Origin of the sequence: Pseudomonas sp. MBLB4136, from assembly GCF_051904765.1 — a bacterium.
Lineage (GTDB): Bacteria > Pseudomonadota > Gammaproteobacteria > Pseudomonadales > Pseudomonadaceae > Aquipseudomonas.
On sequence record NZ_CP196713.1, the window covers coordinates 1603604 to 1620533 of the forward strand.

Here is a 16930-nt window from a genome sequence, read left to right on the forward strand (position 1 = left end):
CTCGCTGCTCAGTCGCTTGGCAAGATCATTGTGCCGGGTGCCGGAGGGTTTCCCGAGGCCATGGATCTGCCCATGGCCACACCCGCGCAGTTGCGCGAGTCAGTCATCGAGCAGCGGCGGGCGGCCTATAAAGCCGAGTCGGACCCGCTCAAGATCGAGGCGGAGTACGACGCGCAGATTGCCGGCAGCGAACCCGACTACAGCGCCTGGCTGGCCAAGGTGGCCGAGATCAAGGCACGGTATCCGCTGCCGGAGTAGCTTTTGGTCAGACAGCCTTACTCGACCAGATGGAAGTCCTTACGGTCGCGCGGATCGTCGGTCGCTCCGCGCACGTCCATGCCCCATAGAGGCTGATGCCCGTTGATAAAGACCAGGCCTTCCGCCTCGAGCCGGAAGGCCAGTGCCTGGCGAGTTACCTCACTCAGCTCCCGTTTTTTGGCCTCGTATTGTTGGATGGCCTCAAGGGATACCCCGGACTCCTCGGCCAGGTGTTCCTGAGACCAGCCCAGCAACTCCCGCGCCTGGGCGCAATGCTCGGCAGTGAAATGCAGCGGTATCTCGATGTAGTCGTCCATGGGGTCTCCTGGTTACTGAAGCGGCTCACGGTCGAACAATACTGTTTGTGCATACAGTATTCAATCAAGCCGCAAAAGGATCTCACATGCACTCTGCGCCCATCATTCCCTGGCTCGGTGGCAAGCGCCGCCTAGCCGACCGTCTGCTTCCACTGTTCCCTCCTCATGACTGCTATGTCGAGGTGTTCGCCGGAGGCGCCGCGCTCTACTTTCTGCGCCCGATGCCAGCCAAGACCGAGGTGCTCAACGACATCAACGGCGAGTTGGTGAACCTCTACCGCGTGGTGCAGAACCATCTGGAGGAGTTCGTCCGCCAGTTCAAATGGGCCCTGAGCAGCCGCCAGGTGTTCAAGTGGCAGCAGGAAACCCGCCCGGAGACCCTAACCGACATCCAACGCGCGGCCAGGTTCTACTACCTGCAGCAGCATGCCTTCGGCGGCCGGGTCGATGGCCAGTCCTTCGGCACCGCCACCACTGGCCCGGCCATCAACTTGTGCCGGATCGAGGAGAACCTGTCGACCGCTTACCTGCGCCTGGCCGGCACCTACGTCGAGAACCTGCCCTGGCTGGACTGCGTCGAACGCTACGACCGCCCGCACACCTTCTTCTATATGGACCCACCGTACTGGCAGACCGAAGGCTACGGAGTCGACTTCCCCTTCGAGCAGTACCAGGCGATGGCCGCCTTCATGCTCCACTGCAAGGGCAAGGTGATGGTCAGCATCAACGACCACCCCGACATCCGCGAGGCGTTCGCTGGCTTCCACATGGAACAGACGGGGATCAAATACAGCGTCGGCAATCAACGTCAGGGAGGGCCCGCAGCCAGCTCGGAACTGATCATCATGAACTGGCAACCGGAGGTGATGGGCGGGCTGTTCTAACTATGCCAATTAGCCCGCCAGTTTTTTGCGCGGTGTCTGTGCCAAATTACCCGCGACGCGATGCCAATTCCGGCGCGCGCTTACACCGAGGCTCCAGGGCGGTGAAACCTGGCGCCTGGCGGTGCGGCTCAAGCGGCCCCGCGGCCTGGTCAATCCGCAGTCCTTCGATTACGAGGCCTGGTTGCTGGCGCAGCGCATCGGCGCTACCGGCACGGTGAAGAGTGGGCGCCGGCTGACTGCGGCGCACGGCCCCTCCGCCTGGCGCGATGCCCTGCGTCAGCGCCTGCTGGACAGCGACGCCCATGGTCGCGCCGGGGGACTGGCGGCGCTGGTGCTCGGTGACGACTCGGGCCTGTCGGCAGCCGACTGGCGGCTGTTGCAGGAGACCGGAACCATTCACCTGATGGTGATCTCCGGGCAGCACATCGCCCTGATGGCCGGCTTGCTCTACGGGCTGGTCGCCGGCCTGGCGCGCTTGGGCTGCTGGCCGCGCCGCTGGCCGTGGTTGCCTGCGGCCTGCCTGCTGGCTTTTGCCGGCGCGCTGGGCTACGGCATCCTGGCCGGGTTCGAGGTGCCGGTGCGTCGGGCCTGCGTGATGGTCGGTCTGGTGCTGCTGTGGCGCTGGCGGTTTCGCCAGCTTGGCGCCTGGCTGCCGCTGCTGATCGCCCTAGCCCTGGTGTTGCTGGTGGAACCCCTGGCCAGCCTGCAGGCCGGCTTCTGGCTGTCGTTCGCCGCAGTGGCCTTGCTCATCCTGATCTTCGGCGGCCGCCTGGGCGCCTGGTCCTGGTGGCGCACGCTGGGGCGGGCGCAGTGGGCAATGGCCATCGGCCTGCTGCCCTTGCTGCTGGCACTGGGGCTACCGGTCAGCGCCAGCGCGCCGCTGGCCAATCTGATTGCGGTGCCCTGGGTCGGCATGGCGGTGGTGCCGCTGGCGCTGCTCGGCAGCCTGCTGCTGCCAGTGCCCTGGTTGGGCGAAACGCTCTTGTGGTTCGCCGGTGGGGCGCTCGAGCTGCTGTTCAGGTTGCTGACGCTAATCGCCGCCTGGGTGCCGGTCTGGCTTCCGAACAGCTTGCCGATCTGGCCCTGGTTGCTGCTGGCACTGGGGGCGTTGCTGCTGCTGTTGCCGGCTGGCATTCCATTGCGCGCGTTTGGCTGGCTCCTGCTGCTACCGCTGTTCTTCGCTCCTCAGCCGCGGCCGGCACCGGGGCAGGCCGAGGTCTGGCTGTTGGATGTCGGCCAGGGGCTGGCGGTGCTGCTACGTACTCACGAGCACACCTTGCTCTATGACGCGGGACCGCGCTTCGGTGAGTTCGATATGGGCGAGCGGGTGGTGCTGCCGTCGCTGCGCGCCCTGGACGTAAGGAAGCTCGACCTGATGCTGCTGAGCCATGCCGACAATGACCATGCCGGCGGCGCCCTGGCAATCAAACGGGGAATGACGGTCGGGAAGGTGTGGAGCGGTGAGGCCGAAGCCTTGCCGGCAGACTTGCAGGCCAACTCCTGCGAATCCGGCCATAGCTGGCAGTGGGACGAGGTGCGTTTCACCCTGTGGCGCTGGGACCAGGCGCTCGACAGTAATCAGGCCTCCTGCGTGCTCCTCGTCGAGGCGGCGGGCGAGCGCTTGTGGTTGACCGGCGATATCGACAGCCGCGCGGAGCGAGCCCTGCTGGCCAGTGGCCTGGACCTGCCTGCTGACTGGCTGTTGGCGCCGCACCATGGCAGCCGCAGTTCCTCCTCTGCCGAATTTGTGCGTGCGGTGGCACCGCGGGCGGTGCTGATTTCCCGAGGCCAGCACAATGCCTTCGGTCATCCCCATCCCGCCGTGGTCGCGCGCTATGGGGCGCTGTCGGCTCGGCTCTATGACACGGTCGAGCAGGGCGCCGTGCAGCTGCATTTGGGCACCTACGGCGAGGCGCGCGGGCTTCGCGGCGAGCGTCGCTTCTGGCGAGAAAAATGAGAACGGCGGCGGTCGGCGAGGGTACGACCCTATGCTAGAGTGGCGCCACTTTTGTGAGGGGGATCTGCCACCGTGTGGGAACTGGTCAAAGCTGGCGGCTGGATGATGCTGCCAATCATTCTCTGTTCAATTGCCGCGGCCGGCATCATTGCCGAACGCCTGTGGACTCTGCGGCCCAGTCGCATCACCCCGCCCAATCTGCTCGGTCAGGTGTGGCGCTGGATCAAGGACAAGAAGCTCAACAACCAGAAACTCAAGGAGCTGCGCGCCGACTCGCCCCTGGGGCAGATCCTGGCGGCGGGCCTGGCCAACTCCAAGCATGGTCGCGAAATCATGAAGGAGTGCATCGAGGAGGCCGCCGCGCGGGTCATCCACGAGCTGGAGCGCTACCTCAATGCTCTCGGCACCATCGCCGGTATCGCGCCGCTGCTCGGCCTGCTCGGCACGGTGCTGGGCATGATCGAGATCTTCAGCTCCTTCATGGGCTCGGGCATGGCCAATGCGCCGGTACTGGCCGGAGGCATCGCCAAGGCGCTGATCACCACCGCCGCCGGCCTGATGGTGGCGATCCCGGCGCTGTTCTTCCATCGCTACCTGCAGCGCCGCGTCGATGAGCTGGTGGTCGGCATGGAGCAGGAAGCGATCAAGCTGGTGGAAGTGGTGCAAGGAGACCGCGACGTCGACCTGAGCGAGGCCAAGGCGTGAAGTTCCGGCGCAAACCGCGGGAAAACGTCGAGATCAACCTGGCTTCGTTGATCGACGTGGTGTTCATCCTGCTGCTGTTCTTCGTGGTCACCACCACCTTCACCCGCGAGACCCAGCTCAAGGTCGACCTGCCCGAGGCGGCCAGCGGCACGCCGCCGGAGCAGACCGAGCTCAAGCAACTGGAAGTGCTGATCGCCGCCGATGGCAGCTACTCGCTCAATGGCCGCCAGTTGTTGAAGAGCGATCTGGCCGGACTGAGCGCCGCGCTGCAGAAGGAGTCGGAAGGCGACAACAGCCTGCCGCTGACCATCAGTGCCGATGCCAAGACGCCGCATCAGGCGGTGATTACCGCAATGGATGCGGCCGGCAAGCTGGGTTTCGCCCATTTGCGCATCACCACGGTCGAGGCGCAGGCCGCGCCGTGATGGGTGGCTGTTGATGGGCTGGTCCGATCGGCTGGTCGCCGCCTGGTATGGCGGCCATCCTGCGCTTGGCCTGCTGCGCCCGCTGGAGGCGCTGTATCGCCAAGTGGTGCAGCGTCGCCGCTCGCGCTTTCTCGCCGGCGAGGGCGAGATCTATCGCGCCCCGGTGCCCGTGCTGGTGGTGGGCAATATCACCGTCGGCGGTACCGGCAAGACCCCGCTGATCCTCTGGCTGATCGAGCACTGTCGCAGTCGCGGGCTCAGGGTCGGCGTGGTCAGTCGCGGCTATGGCGCGGTCCCGCCACGGTTTCCCTGGCGCGTGCGCGCCGAGCAGGCGGCCAGCGTCGCCGGTGACGAGCCCCTGCTGATCGTCCAGCGTAGCGACGTGCCGTTGATGATCGACCCGGATCGCGGCCGGGCGGTACGCGCGCTGCTCGAGCAGGAGGAGCTCGACCTGATCCTCAGCGACGACGGTCTGCAGCACTACCGCCTGGCTCGCGACCTGGAGCTGGTGCTGATCGATGCCGCCCGCGGCCTGGGCAATCGCCGCTGCCTGCCGGCCGGGCCTCTGCGCGAGCCGGCAGAGCGTCTGCGCAGTGTCGACGCACTGCTCTACAACGGTAGCGACAACGACCCGGCGGGCGGCTACGGCTTTTGCCTGCGTCCGCGTACGCTGGTCAATGTGCGCAGTGGCGAGCGTCGCCCGCTGGATTACTTTGCGCCCCGGCAGCGCCTGCACGCCGTGGCCGGCATCGGCAATCCGCAGCGTTTCTTCGCCACGCTCGAGGCGCTACACTGGCGGCCGATTCCGCATGCCTTCGCCGACCATGCGCAGTACAGCGCCGAGTTGCTGGATTTCAGCCCGCGCTTGCCTGTGCTGATGACGGAGAAGGATGCGGTGAAATGCCGGCCCTTTGCCGCCGACGACTGGTGGTACCTGGCGGTGGATGCCGAACCCTCTGCGGCCTTTGTCGCCTGGTTCGATGCCCAACTGGCCCGCTTGCTGCCAGGCTCACCCTAGTCCTTCGCGGCGCTTGGGCGCGCCGGCGGCTCCTGCAGCCCCCTAGCAAGGATCTCCCATGGACCCGAAACTTCTCGATATCTTGGCCTGCCCGCTGTGCAAGGGGCCGCTGAAGCTCGCCGCCGACAAGAGCGAGTTGATCTGCAAGGCCGACGGCCTGGCCTTTCCCGTGCGTGACGGCATACCGGTGATGCTGGAAAGCGAAGCCCGCACCCTCAACGTCGACGAGCGCCTGGACAAGTAGATGAGCACAGCCTTTACCGTGGTGATCCCGGCGCGCTTCGCCTCCAGCCGCCTGCCGGGCAAGCCGCTGCAGGATATCGCCGGCAAGCCGATGATCCAGCATGTCTGGGAGCAGGCGTGCAAGAGCAGTGCGCAGCAGGTGGTGGTGGCCACCGACGATGCACGCATCGTCGAGGCCTGTCGTGGCTTCGGTGCCGAGGTGGTGCTGACTCGTCCCGAGCACAACTCCGGGACCGATCGCCTGGCCGAGGTCGCCAGCGCACTGGGCCTGGCGGCCGACGCCATAGTGGTCAACGTGCAGGGCGACGAACCGCTGATTCCGCCGGCGATCATCGACCAGGTGGCCGCCAACCTGGCAGCCAACCCGCAGGCGGCCATCGCGACCCTGGCTGAGCCGATCGACGAGGTGGCGGCGCTGTTCAATCCCAATGTGGTCAAGGTGTCCACCGATCACAGCGGCCTGGCGCTGACCTTCAGCCGTGCGCCGCTGCCCTGGGCGCGCGATGCCTTTGCCGTCAGCCGTGAGCAGCTGCCGGCCGACGTCCCCTACCGCCGGCATATCGGCATCTACGCCTACCGCGCGCAGTTCCTCCATGACTTCGTTGCCTGGGGGCCTTGCTGGTTGGAGAACAGCGAGTGCCTGGAGCAGCTGCGCGCGCTCTGGCACGGCGTGCGCATCCATGTCGCCGATGCCCTGCAGGCGCCGCCCGCCGGGGTCGATACCGCGGAAGATCTCGAGCGCGTGCGCCGATTGCTGGAGGTCTGATGCGCGTACTGTTCGTCTGCCTCGGCAATATCTGCCGCTCACCCACCGCCGAAGGCGTGTTTCGCCACAAGCTGCGCGAGGCGGGGCTCGAGGCCCGTGTCCAGGTCGATTCCGCGGGTACCGGCGACTGGCACGTCGGCAAGGCGCCGGACCTGCGCACCCGTCAGGCGGCGCTGCGCCGCGGTTATGACCTGTCGGCCCTGCGTGCTCGCCAGGTCGCCGGCGACGACTTCAGGCGTTTCGACCTGATCCTGGCCATGGACGGCAGCAACCTGCAGCATCTGCAGCGCCTGCGCCCGAGCGCCAATGCGGCCGAGCTGGATCTGTTCCTGCGCCGCTATCAGTTGGCATTGGACGAGGTGCCGGACCCTTACTACGGCGGCGAGGACGGCTTCGAGCAGGTTCTCGATCTGATCGAGCAGGCCAGCGACGCCTTGCTTGCTGAAATCCAGGGGCGCCTATGAGCTTGCAGGTTCGTCACAACGTTTCGCTCAAGGCCTACAACAGTTTCGCGGTGCAGGCGCAGGCGCGTCAGTTTGCCGAAGCGAGCAGCGATGAGCAGGTGCGTCAGGCCCTGGCCCATGCGGCCGAGCAGAAGCTGCCGCTGCTGCTGCTGGGTGGCGGCAGCAACCTGTTGCTGACCGGCGATGTCGAGGCGCTGGTGCTGCGCATGGCCAGCCGCGGGATCCGCGTGCTCGAGGATGACGGCGAGCGTCTGCTGGTCGAGGCCGAGGCAGGGGAGCCCTGGCACCCCTTCGTGCAATGGACGCTGCAACGGGGCCTGGTCGGCCTGGAGAACCTCAGCCTGATCCCCGGCACGGTCGGCGCCGCGCCCATGCAGAACATCGGTGCCTATGGCGTCGAGCTGAAGGATGTGTTCGCCGGGCTGACCGCGCTGGATCGCCATACCGGCGAGCTGCGCGAGTTCGGCCTGGGTGATTGCGCCTTCGCCTACCGCGACAGCCTGTTCAAGCGCGAGGCCGGGCGCTGGGTGATCCTGCGGGTGCGCTTTGCCCTCAGTCGTTCGGCGGCCTTGCACCTGGACTACGGGCCGGTGCGCCAGCGCCTGCGGGAGCTGGGCATCGAGGCGCCAAGCGCACTGGACGTCAGTCAGGCCATCTGCGCCATTCGTCGCGAGAAACTGCCGGACCCGGCGGTGCTGGGCAATGCCGGCAGTTTTTTCAAGAATCCTCTGGTGAGCGCCGATCTCGCACAGCGTCTGCGCGAACAGCATGCGGATCTGGTGGCCTATCCACAGGCCGATGGATCGGTGAAGCTGGCGGCCGGCTGGTTGATCGAGCGCGCCGGCTGGAAGGGTTTTCGCGAGGGCGATGCCGGGGTCCATCGGCTGCAGGCGCTGGTGCTGGTCAACTACGGTCAGGCGAGCGGACAGCAGTTGCTGGACCTGGCCCGGCGCATCCAGGCCGATATCGCCGAGCGTTTCGCGGTCAGGCTGGAGATCGAGCCCAACGTGCTCTGAGTACCTAAGGCGAGCTAAGCGGTACGCGCTTAGCCGGGGCCTGCAGTAAAGCCACAAAGAAAAAGGGGATGCCGAAGCATCCCCTTTTTCATGTCGCCGAATCGCCTCAGGCGTGTGGTTTCGCCTGCTGCTTGTCGTCTTCCTCGGCCTTTTCTTCAGGCTGAGCCTCGGCTTGCTCGGGGGCGGCTTCTGCTGCCTCGACCGGGGTCTGCTCGACTGCCTCTACCTTGGTCTCGACCGCTTCGGCATCGGCTTGCGCCGCGCTTTCGGCGGCGCCGGACTCGGCCTGCGGGGCAGCGGCTGCCGCTTCGGCTGCTTCGCGGGCCAGGCGCTCGGCTTCGCGCTGGCGGCGACGCACTTCGCGTGGGTCGTTCGGCGCACGGCCGCTGGCGCTAGGAGCCGGAGCGGGCTCTGGCGCAGCTTCTTCCGGGGCCGGTGCGGGCTCGACGATCGGCTCGGCGGCAGCAGTCTCGACTACGGCCTCGGGCTGCGCTTCGCTGACACTCGGCGCGGCTTCGGCGGCTTCGGCGGCTTCGGCGGCTTCGGCGGCTTCGGCGGCTTCGGCTGTGGGAGCTGGAGCTGGCGCTTCGCTCGGAGCCGGAGCGGCTTCTACCACCGGCTCGGCCTCTGCTGCGGGCTCGCTCGCCGCACTGGCTGCCTGCTCGGCCGGGGCTTCGCTGGCGACTGGCTCGGTGACTGCCGCTTCGTTGCTCGCGGTTTCGCCGGCCACTTCCGCGGCGGCTACCACGACCGCCGCCGCGCTAGGAGCAGCTGCAGATTCGCCGCCGTCTTCGCCTGCTTCGTCGTTGCCTTCGATCAGGTTGCCGCTGGCATCACGCTGACGCTCGCGGCGATTACTGCGGCGGCGCTGGCCGCGGGAGCGGCGACGGGGACGCTCGCCGCCTTCGTTGCCTTCCTGCTCGTCGTCAGTCGCCTGGGGCTCGGCATTCAGTACTTCTTCGTCGGCCGCAGCCTGTTCGGCGCGCGGCTGACGCTCTTCACGCGGCGGACGTGGCTGGCGCGGTTCGCGCTGCGGACGCTCGGCACGTGCCTCTTCTTCGTTGCCGGCGCTTTCCGGCGCGTCCAGCGGTGCGCGCAGTTCGCGCGGCTGGCGCTCTTCACGCGGCTTGCGTTCGCGGCGGCCTTCCTGGCCTTCGCGCGGCGGGCGCGACTGACGCACTTCCTGCGGCTCGCGCACTTCGACGGCTTCGCGAGGCTGACGCTCTTCACGCGGGGCACGTTCTTCGCGTTGAGCGCGGTCTTCACGGGGCTGACGCTCTTCGCGAGGGGCGCGGTCTTCACGCGGCTTGCGCTCTTCGCGCGGCTTGCGCTCCTCATCGCGGCGACCACCGCGGCTGCGGTTCTGCTGGCGGCCGCTGCGGCGTTCTTCGCCGCGAGCCGGACGCTCGCTGGTCTTCTTCTCGATGACGACCGGCTTTTCCTCTTCCTTGCCGGCGAACAGGCTGACCAGGGACTTGACCAGGCCACGGAACAGGCTCGGCTCGCTGGCAGCCGGCTGGGCTACCGGCTCTTCCTCGACCTGCGCCGGGGTCGGTACAGGAGCGGTGCGTGGCGGCGCGGCCTTGATAGCGGCTTCCTGGCGAACCAGGGTGCGGGTGGCGGCAGCCTGCTTTTCCTCTTCCACTTCGGTCGTGGCGATTTCGTAGCTGGACTGGGCGGTTTGCGCTTCCGGGCTGTCGTCACGCAGGCGCTGCACTTCGAAGTGCGGGGTTTCCAGGTGATCGTTCGGCAGGATCACGATGCGCGCACGGGTGCGCAGTTCGATCTTGGTGATCGAGTTGCGCTTCTCGTTGAGCAGGAAGGCGGCGACCGGGATCGGCACCTGGGCGCGGACCTCGGCGGTGCGGTCCTTCAGGGCTTCTTCTTCGATCAGGCGCAGGATGGCCAGCGACAGCGACTCGACGTCGCGGATGATGCCCTGGCCGTCGCAGCGCGGGCATACGATGCCGCTGGTTTCACCGAGCGACGGGCGCAGGCGCTGACGGGACATTTCCAGCAGGCCGAAGCGCGAGATGCGGCCGACCTGGACGCGGGCGCGGTCGGCTTCCAGGCACTCGCGGACTTTCTCTTCCACGGCGCGCTGGTTCTTCGCCGGGGTCATGTCGATGAAGTCGATGACGATCAGGCCGCCGATGTCGCGCAGGCGCAACTGACGGGCGATTTCTTCGGCCGCTTCGAGGTTGGTCTGCAGGGCCGTTTCCTCGATGTCGCTACCCTTGGTGGCGCGCGCCGAGTTGATGTCGATGGACACCAGGGCTTCGGTCGGGTCGATGACGATGGCACCGCCGGACGGCAGTTTCACTTCGCGCTGGAAGGCCGTTTCGATCTGGCTTTCGATCTGGAAGCGGTTGAACAGCGGCACGCTGTCTTCGTACAGCTTGATCTTGCTGGCGTACTGCGGCATCACCTGGCGGATGAAGGTCAGGGCTTCTTCCTGGGCCTCGACGCTGTCGACCAGTACTTCGCCGATGTCCTGGCGCAGGTAGTCGCGGATGGCGCGGATGATCACGTTGCTTTCCTGGTAGATCAGGAAGGGCGCGGCGCGATCCAGGGAGGCTTCCTTGATGGCGCTCCACAGTTGCAGCAGGTAATCCAGGTCCCACTGCATTTCTTCGCTGGAACGGCCGAGGCCGGCGGTGCGCACGATCAGGCCCATGTCGCCCGGGGCGTTCAGGCCGTTGAGGGCCTCGCGCAGTTCGTTGCGCTCCTCGCCCTCGATGCGGCGGGAGATGCCGCCGGCGCGCGGGTTGTTCGGCATCAGTACCAGGTAGCGGCCGGCCAGGCTGATGAAGGTGGTCAGGGCGGCGCCCTTGTTGCCGCGCTCTTCCTTCTCGACCTGGACGATGACTTCCTGGCCTTCCTTGAGCACGTCCTTGATGTTGACGCGGCCCTCGGGGGCCTTGCTGAAGTATTCGCGGGAGATTTCTTTGAGCGGGAGGAAGCCGTGGCGCTCGGAGCCGAAGTCGACGAACGCCGCCTCGAGGCTCGGTTCGACGCGGGTGATGCGGCCCTTATAGATGTTGGCCTTCTTCTGCTGGCGGGCGCCCGACTCGATGTCCAGATCGTACAGGCGTTGGCCGTCGACTAGGGCAACACGCAACTCTTCGGGTTGAGTCGCGTTAATCAGCATTCTTTTCATGTAGTACCGTCGGTTTCCGGTGCTGGCGGAAACGGCGTTCGGCACACACGACTCTCAGGGTCGGTGTCAGGCGCGTCAGAAACGGTCGTAAATCGTTTCATTGTCGAGCGGCAGTCAGCCAGTTGGGCTGGGCCGCGACGGACGTCTCCTGCTTGCTGTTGTGACAGAAAGCACTTGCTCAGGAGGAGGAATCAGCTGTCGGTAGCGGACGAGATGAAGCGTCTTGGTAAAGCTATTTGCTACGCAGTCCGACAGTTGTACATCTCCACCCTACACGTATCGCTGAAAATCGGGTGCCGCTCGCAGAATCTGCAGCGGGTTGGCATTTACCGCGGCTCTCCAAAGGGGAGGCGCGCGCGTCATGGCTTAAGGCTTTATTTCCGAGTTATTCGCGGCCTTTGCGGCGAAAGTCCCGTCGGACGGCCTTACGTCCTGAATGGGTTGCGTCGGTGTGGGGATGGCAGTTTTGGCGAACATCCGCAGACCAGACCGCTTTTGGCGGCGTTCGCGACTATAGCAGCAATGATTAAGTGCTTCAATTCCATAAAAAATTGTTATTATTGCGCGATGACTACTCCCCTCTCTCCAACCTCCGGCGTCCAGCTGCTCGAGGTTGCACCGGAACTCGCCGGCCAACGTATCGATAACTTCCTCCGCACCCAGCTCAAGGGTGTGCCCAAGACATTGATTTACCGCATCTTGCGCAAGGGCGAGGTGCGGGTGAACAAGGGGCGGATCAAGCCGGAATACAAGCTGCAGGCAGGCGATATCGTGCGCGTGCCGCCGCTGCGCCTGGCTGAGCGGGATGAGCCTGAGCCCCTGGCGCAGGGTTTGCTCGAGCGCCTCGAGGCGGCAATTGTCTACGAGGACAAGGCGCTGATCGTATTGAACAAGCCGGCCGGTATCGCGGTGCATGGTGGCAGTGGCCTGAATTACGGGGTGATCGAGGCGTTCCGTCAGCTGCGCCCGGATGCCAAGGATCTGGAGCTGGTCCATCGTCTCGATCGCGACACCTCGGGCCTGCTGATGATCGCCAAGAAGCGCAGCATGTTGCGCCACCTGCATGAGGCGCTGCGTGGCGATGGCGTGGACAAGCGCTATATGGCGCTGGTGCGGGGCTATTGGGCAACGGCGAAGAAGCAGGTCAATGCCCCGCTGCAAAAGAGCAACCTGCGCTCGGGTGAGCGCATGGTCGAGGTCGATGCCGAGGGCAAGGAGGCTTTGACCGTGTTTCGCGTATTGCGCCGGTTCGGCGAGTTCGCGACCTTGGTCGAGGCCAAGCCGGTGACCGGGCGGACTCACCAGATTCGCGTGCACAGCAAGCATGCCGGGCATTGCATTGCCGGTGACAGCAAGTACGGCGATGAACAGTTCACTCGCGAAATCCGTGAGCTGGGCGGCAAGCGCCTGTTTCTGCATGCCTATGCACTGGTGGTGCCGCTGCCCGATGGCGGTGAGCTGCGGCTCGAGGCACCGGTCGATGAGGTGTGGGCGCGCACGCTGGAGCGATTGAGTGTCTGATTACCAGCTGCTGATCTTCGATTGGGATGGCACGCTGGTGGATTCCATCGGGCGGATCGTCGAGGCCATGCATCGGGCGGCCGATGCCTGTGAGTTGCGGCGCTGCAGTGATGTCCAGGTCAAGGGCATCATCGGCTTGGGATTGCCTGAGGCGATTCGCTCGTTGTATCCGGAGCTAGACGAGCCTGTGCGCGTCGAGCGCTTTCGGCGTTGCTACAGTGAACAGTATCTGCTGCTGGAGTCCGAGCCTTCGGCGTTGTTCCCTGGTGTGGCCGAGGCGCTGGAGGCATTCCGGGTGGCGGGCTATCGTCTGGCTGTGGCGACGGGTAAGGGGCGTAATGGCTTGCAGCGGGTGCTCGCGCAGCGTGGCTGGCTGAATTATTTCGACGCGACGCGCTGCGCGGATGAGTCGGCGAGCAAGCCGGAGCCGCTGATGCTGGAGCAGATACTGGCGTATTGCGAGGTCTCTCCGGAGCGGGCGCTGATGGTTGGCGATTCGGCTTTCGATCTGCAAATGGCCCGGCGGGCGGGTGTTGATTCGGTGGCGGTGGGTTATGGCGCGCAGCCGCTATCGGTGCTGCGCGAGCATGGGCCAAAGCTGGCGATAGAGAATTTCATGGAGTTGCGCAGCTGGCTGGAGCGTCGCGCAACCGGATTGATCGGTGGGGTGAGTCAATATGTCGGATGAATGGAAGGCGTCGACTGTGGGTGAGAGTGATGCCAAGAGCTGGAAGTTGCTGGAGAAGACGCTTCTAGCGGGGGTTCAGGAGCAGCGCCGGGCGAGGCGCTGGGGGATCTTTTTCAAGCTGTTGACCTTCGTCTATCTGTTCGTCGCCTTGGCCCTGTTCGCGCCTTTGCTCGATTGGCAGAAGGGTGTCGCGAAGGGTGGCGCGCATACCGCGCTCATCGAAGTGCGGGGCATGATTTCCGACAAGGAGGTTGCCAGTGCCGACAACATTGTCGGCAGCCTGCGTGCGGCCTTCGAGGATGCCAATACCAGGGGCGTGGTTCTGCGGATCAACAGTCCGGGCGGCAGTCCGGTGCAGTCGGGGTACATCTTTGACGAGATTCGTCGTCTGCGCGCCCAGTATCCGGCGATCAAGCTGTACGCGGTGATCAGTGATCTCGGGGCCTCGGGCGCTTACTACATCGCTAGTGCCGCGGATCAGATTTACGCCGACAAGGCCAGTCTGGTGGGCTCTATCGGTGTCACTGCGGCGGGCTTCGGTTTCGTCGGGGTGATGGAGAAGCTGGGGGTCGATCGTCGGGTCTATGCCTCGGGCGAGCACAAGACGTTTCTCGATCCGTTCCAGCCGCCCAAGGAGGAGGAGGCGCGCTTCTGGCAGGAGGTCCTCGAGACCACCCATCGCCAGTTCATCGACAGCGTCAAGCAGGGGCGTGGCGAACGCCTCAAGGTCGACGAGCATCCTGAGCTGTTCTCGGGGCTGGTCTGGTCGGGGGAGCAGGCGCTGGAGCTGGGGCTCGTCGATGCCTTGGGCAATAGCAGCTACGTGGCGCGGGAGGTGGTCGGGGCGGAGAAGCTGGTCGATTTCACCGTGCAGGAGTCGCCTCTCGATCGCTTTGCGAAGCAGCTGGGCGCCGGTGTCGCAGGGCAGGCGGCGCTGTGGATGGGGGTCCAGGGGCCGGCCCTGCGTTAGTTTTCCTTGTCGCGTTGAGAAGCCCGGCTTAGGTCGGGCTTTTTCGTTGTTGGGTTATGGGATGTCGATGCCCGCGTCGTGCAGCATGTCCACCAGGCGGATCAGGGGCAGGCCGATCAGGCTGCTGGCATCGGATCCTTCGGTGCTGCGGAAGAGGCTGATGCCCAGGCCTTCGGCCTTGAAGCTGCCGGCGCAGTCGTAGGGCTGCTCGGCTTCCAGGTAGCGGCGGATCTGGCTTTCGTTCAGTGCGCGAAAGTGCACGGTGAACGGCACGCAATCGACCTGGCAGTGGCCGGTCTCGCTATTGAGCAGGGCCAGGCCGGTGAGGAAGGTGACGCTGTTTCCGCTTGCGGCGAGCAATTGGGCGTGCGCACGCTCGAATGTGTGGGGCTTGCCGAGAATGTCCTGGCCAAGAACGGCGACCTGGTCGGAGCCGATGATCAGATGCTTGGGATGGGAGGGGCTGAGGGCGCTGGCTTTTTCCTGGGCGAGGCGTCGAACCAGGCTGCTGGCGTCTTCGCCGGGCGGGCGACTTTCATCGATCGCCGGGGCGCTCCAAGTGAAGGGCAGGCGCAGGCGGGCCAGGAGCTCGCGGCGGTAAGGTGAGCTCGAAGCAAGTACCAAGGGCAGCATGATGGACTCCTTATATAAGGAGGGCGATTCTAGCTGTCGGTCCGGGTGCCGGACAGGCCGAATTTCCTTTGACAGGGGGTGGGCGCATCCCTAGAATGCGGCGCCTATGTCGAATGGTCCGATTCCACCTCACGTTGATCCGCGCAAACTGGCTGATCGTGGCACCGCTCTCGAGGGAACGGTTTCGCTGGCTGGCTTGCTGCGACTCTGCGACCCGCTTGCCGATAACCAAGGCATGGTGCGCGCGAAGTTTATCTTCGGGCGCGACGAGCGCAATGCTGTGGTCATGCGCAGCGAGCTCGAGGTTGAGGTCAAGATGGTTTGCCAGCGTTGTCTGGAGCTGGTCGCACTGCCGATCCAAAGCGCATGTGATTACGCTGTGGTGAAAGAAGGCGCGAATACCCAGTCTGTGCCGAAAGGCTATGACGTGTTGGAGTTGGGTGAAGAGCCATTGGATCTGCTGGCGCTGGTTGAGGATGAGCTGTTGCTCGCCTTGCCTATCGTTCCGGCTCATGACCCTGAAGATTGCCAGCAGCCGGCCGGCCTCGAAGAGCCCGAGTCGAGCGAGGACGAGGTAACGCGGTCCAACCCGTTCAGTGTATTGGCACAGTTAAAGCGTGACCCAAACGTTTAGGAGTTAATTAGTTATGGCTGTTCAGCAGAACAAAAAATCCCGTTCCGCCCGTGACATGCGTCGTTCGCACGACGCTCTCGAAGGCAATGCTCTGTCCGTCGAGAAGAGCACCGGTGAAGTACACCTGCGCCACCACGTCTCTCCGGAAGGTGTGTACCGTGGTCGCAAAGTGATCGACAAGGGCGCTGACGAGTAATCCTTGTCTGCTCCGATCATCGCGATTGACGCAATGGGTGGGGACTTCGGTCCCCGCTGCATTGTTCCAGCCAGCATCGCCTGTCTGGCCGAGTTCCCCTCGCTGCACCTGGTCCTAGTCGGCCAAGCTCCTCTAATCGAAGACCTGATCGCCCGTAACCCTGGTGTTGATCGCGCGCGCCTGCGTGTCGAGCACGCCAGTGAAGTGATCGCCATGGATGAGCGTCCGGCGCAGGCGTTACGCAGCAAGGCCGATGCCTCGATGCGCATCGCCCTGGAGTTGGTCCGTGACGGTCGAGCGCAGGCCTGTGTCAGTGCCGGCAATACTGGGGCGCTGATGGCGTTGTCACGCTACGTGCTGAAGACGCTGCCGGGTATCGATCGCCCGGCCATGGTGACGGCGGTTCCGACCCGGGCGGGGCATTGCCTTCTGCTCGATCTGGGGGCGAACGTCGACTGCAGTGCCGAGCATCTCTATCAGTTTGCCGTGATGGGGGCGGTGGCCGCCGAGGTCGTGGGGATCGCCAGGCCGCGCATTGCGCTGCTCAATGTCGGAACCGAAGACATCAAGGGCAATCAGCAGGTCAAGCTCGCCGCGAGTCTGTTGCAGCAGGCGTCTGGCTTGAACTACTGCGGCTTTGTCGAGGGCGACGGCCTGTATCGTGGTGAGGCCGATGTGGTGGTGTGCGACGGTTTTGTCGGCAACATCCTGCTCAAATCCAGTGAGGGCCTGGCGGCGATGATTTCCGCGCGCATCGAGGCGTTGTTCAAGAGCAGTGCCGGTGCGCGCATCGTCGGCGCGCTGGCGCTGCCGCTGCTACGGCGCCTGCGGGCGGAGCTGGCGCCGGCGCGGCTTAACGGCGCGAGCTTTCTCGGTCTGCAGGGGATCGTGGTGAAGAGCCATGGGGCGGCCGGCGAGGATGGCTTCAGGAGCGCGATTCGCCGGGCGTTGGCGGAGGTCGAGGAGAATCTTCCGCAGCGCTTGCATGGGCGGCTCGAGGACCTGTTGCTCTAGGATGTGACCGGGGCTGGCGCCCTGTCATCCAACCTTCAGTTTGTTGCGCTTGGTTGTTGCT

Annotated in this window: 18 protein-coding genes and 1 pseudogene; 16 read left to right on the forward strand and 3 right to left on the reverse strand. The window is 65.2% G+C overall.

From position 1 onward, the window contains the following. Positions 1-60 precede the first annotated feature (60 nt). Positions 61-258 carry a hypothetical protein gene (locus ACSX1D_RS07435; protein ID WP_439862279.1) on the forward strand — a complete coding sequence of 66 codons (198 nt, stop codon included), beginning with the start codon at positions 61-63 and terminating at the stop codon, positions 256-258. A gap of 17 nt (positions 259-275) precedes the next feature. Here the strand turns inward: ACSX1D_RS07435 and ACSX1D_RS07440 are convergent, their stop codons facing one another. Further along, positions 276-575, reverse strand: a complete 300-nt coding sequence (locus tag ACSX1D_RS07440) for a helix-turn-helix domain-containing protein (protein ID WP_439861641.1) — start codon at positions 573-575, stop codon at positions 276-278. Positions 576-661: 86 nt separating this feature from the next. On the opposite strand from ACSX1D_RS07440, the gene ACSX1D_RS07445 reads away from it, so the two are divergent. The 9 genes and pseudogenes from ACSX1D_RS07445 (at position 662) to murB (ending at position 8053) form a co-directional block, all read left to right on the forward strand. Continuing rightward, entirely contained in the window at positions 662-1459 is a 798-nt protein-coding gene (locus ACSX1D_RS07445; protein ID WP_439861642.1) for a DNA adenine methylase, read from the forward strand. Between the two features lie 85 nt (positions 1460-1544). Further along, positions 1545-3416 (forward strand): annotated as a pseudogene (locus tag ACSX1D_RS07450) (DNA internalization-related competence protein ComEC/Rec2); the annotation flags it as partial. A 72-nt stretch (positions 3417-3488) separates the two neighbouring features. Continuing rightward, positions 3489-4121 (forward strand): MotA/TolQ/ExbB proton channel family protein, encoded by a 633-nt coding sequence (locus ACSX1D_RS07455; RefSeq protein ID WP_208709282.1) that lies wholly within the window; start codon positions 3489-3491, stop codon positions 4119-4121. Beyond that, complete coding sequence (locus ACSX1D_RS07460) at positions 4118-4546, forward strand: ExbD/TolR family protein (protein WP_208709284.1); 429 nt, start codon at positions 4118-4120, stop codon at positions 4544-4546. Before ACSX1D_RS07455 ends, ACSX1D_RS07460 begins: the two co-directional genes overlap by 4 nt. Before the next feature lie 13 nt (positions 4547-4559). Next, positions 4560-5564, forward strand: coding sequence for a tetraacyldisaccharide 4'-kinase (gene lpxK / locus ACSX1D_RS07465; RefSeq protein WP_439861643.1), 1005 nt, complete (start codon positions 4560-4562; stop codon positions 5562-5564). Between the two features lie 58 nt (positions 5565-5622). Beyond that, positions 5623-5808, forward strand: a complete 186-nt coding sequence (locus ACSX1D_RS07470) for a Trm112 family protein (RefSeq protein WP_079201660.1) — start codon at positions 5623-5625, stop codon at positions 5806-5808. Next, positions 5809-6573, forward strand: a complete 765-nt coding sequence (gene kdsB / locus ACSX1D_RS07475; RefSeq protein WP_439861644.1) for a 3-deoxy-manno-octulosonate cytidylyltransferase — start codon at positions 5809-5811, stop codon at positions 6571-6573. Beyond that, complete coding sequence (locus ACSX1D_RS07480; RefSeq protein WP_439861645.1) at positions 6573-7037, forward strand: low molecular weight protein-tyrosine-phosphatase; 465 nt, start codon at positions 6573-6575, stop codon at positions 7035-7037. The genes kdsB and ACSX1D_RS07480 overlap by 1 nt, the downstream gene beginning before the upstream one ends. After that, positions 7034-8053: a UDP-N-acetylmuramate dehydrogenase gene (gene murB / locus ACSX1D_RS07485; protein WP_439861646.1), complete on the forward strand. Its 1020-nt coding sequence runs from the start codon at positions 7034-7036 to the stop codon at positions 8051-8053. The genes ACSX1D_RS07480 and murB overlap by 4 nt, the downstream gene beginning before the upstream one ends. A 106-nt stretch (positions 8054-8159) precedes the next feature. On the opposite strand, the gene rne is transcribed toward murB, so the two are convergent. Beyond that, entirely contained in the window at positions 8160-11213 is a 3054-nt protein-coding gene (rne, locus tag ACSX1D_RS07490) for a ribonuclease E (RefSeq protein ID WP_439861647.1), read from the reverse strand. Positions 11214-11780: 567 nt separating this feature from the next. Between rne and rluC the strand changes: the two genes are divergently transcribed. From rluC to ACSX1D_RS07505, 3 genes are read left to right on the forward strand one after another with little or no spacing between them, the layout of a single operon-like run. Continuing rightward, positions 11781-12734, forward strand: coding sequence for a 23S rRNA pseudouridine(955/2504/2580) synthase RluC (rluC, locus tag ACSX1D_RS07495; protein WP_439861648.1), 954 nt, complete (start codon positions 11781-11783; stop codon positions 12732-12734). After that, on the forward strand, positions 12727-13422 hold the full coding sequence (locus tag ACSX1D_RS07500) for an HAD-IA family hydrolase (RefSeq protein WP_439861649.1): 696 nt from the start codon (positions 12727-12729) through the stop codon (positions 13420-13422). The genes rluC and ACSX1D_RS07500 overlap by 8 nt, the downstream gene beginning before the upstream one ends. Further along, complete coding sequence (locus ACSX1D_RS07505; protein WP_439861650.1) at positions 13412-14392, forward strand: S49 family peptidase; 981 nt, start codon at positions 13412-13414, stop codon at positions 14390-14392. The genes ACSX1D_RS07500 and ACSX1D_RS07505 overlap by 11 nt, the downstream gene beginning before the upstream one ends. Before the next feature lie 54 nt (positions 14393-14446). Here ACSX1D_RS07505 and ACSX1D_RS07510 read toward each other — a convergent pair whose 3' ends face one another. After that, positions 14447-15025 carry a Maf family protein gene (locus ACSX1D_RS07510; RefSeq protein WP_439861651.1) on the reverse strand — a complete coding sequence of 193 codons (579 nt, stop codon included), beginning with the start codon at positions 15023-15025 and terminating at the stop codon, positions 14447-14449. 106 nt (positions 15026-15131) lie between these two features. Here ACSX1D_RS07510 and ACSX1D_RS07515 point away from each other — a divergent pair, with 106 nt between their 5' ends. The 3 genes from ACSX1D_RS07515 to plsX are packed head-to-tail and all read left to right on the forward strand — an operon-like array spanning position 15132 to position 16869. Beyond that, positions 15132-15659 carry a YceD family protein gene (locus ACSX1D_RS07515; RefSeq protein ID WP_439861652.1) on the forward strand — a complete coding sequence of 176 codons (528 nt, stop codon included), beginning with the start codon at positions 15132-15134 and terminating at the stop codon, positions 15657-15659. Between the two features lie 13 nt (positions 15660-15672). Then, positions 15673-15855: a 50S ribosomal protein L32 gene (gene rpmF / locus ACSX1D_RS07520; protein WP_025167420.1), complete on the forward strand. Its 183-nt coding sequence runs from the start codon at positions 15673-15675 to the stop codon at positions 15853-15855. Between the two features lie 3 nt (positions 15856-15858). After that, complete coding sequence (gene plsX, locus ACSX1D_RS07525; RefSeq protein ID WP_439861653.1) at positions 15859-16869, forward strand: phosphate acyltransferase PlsX; 1011 nt, start codon at positions 15859-15861, stop codon at positions 16867-16869. Positions 16870-16930 lie beyond the last annotated feature (61 nt).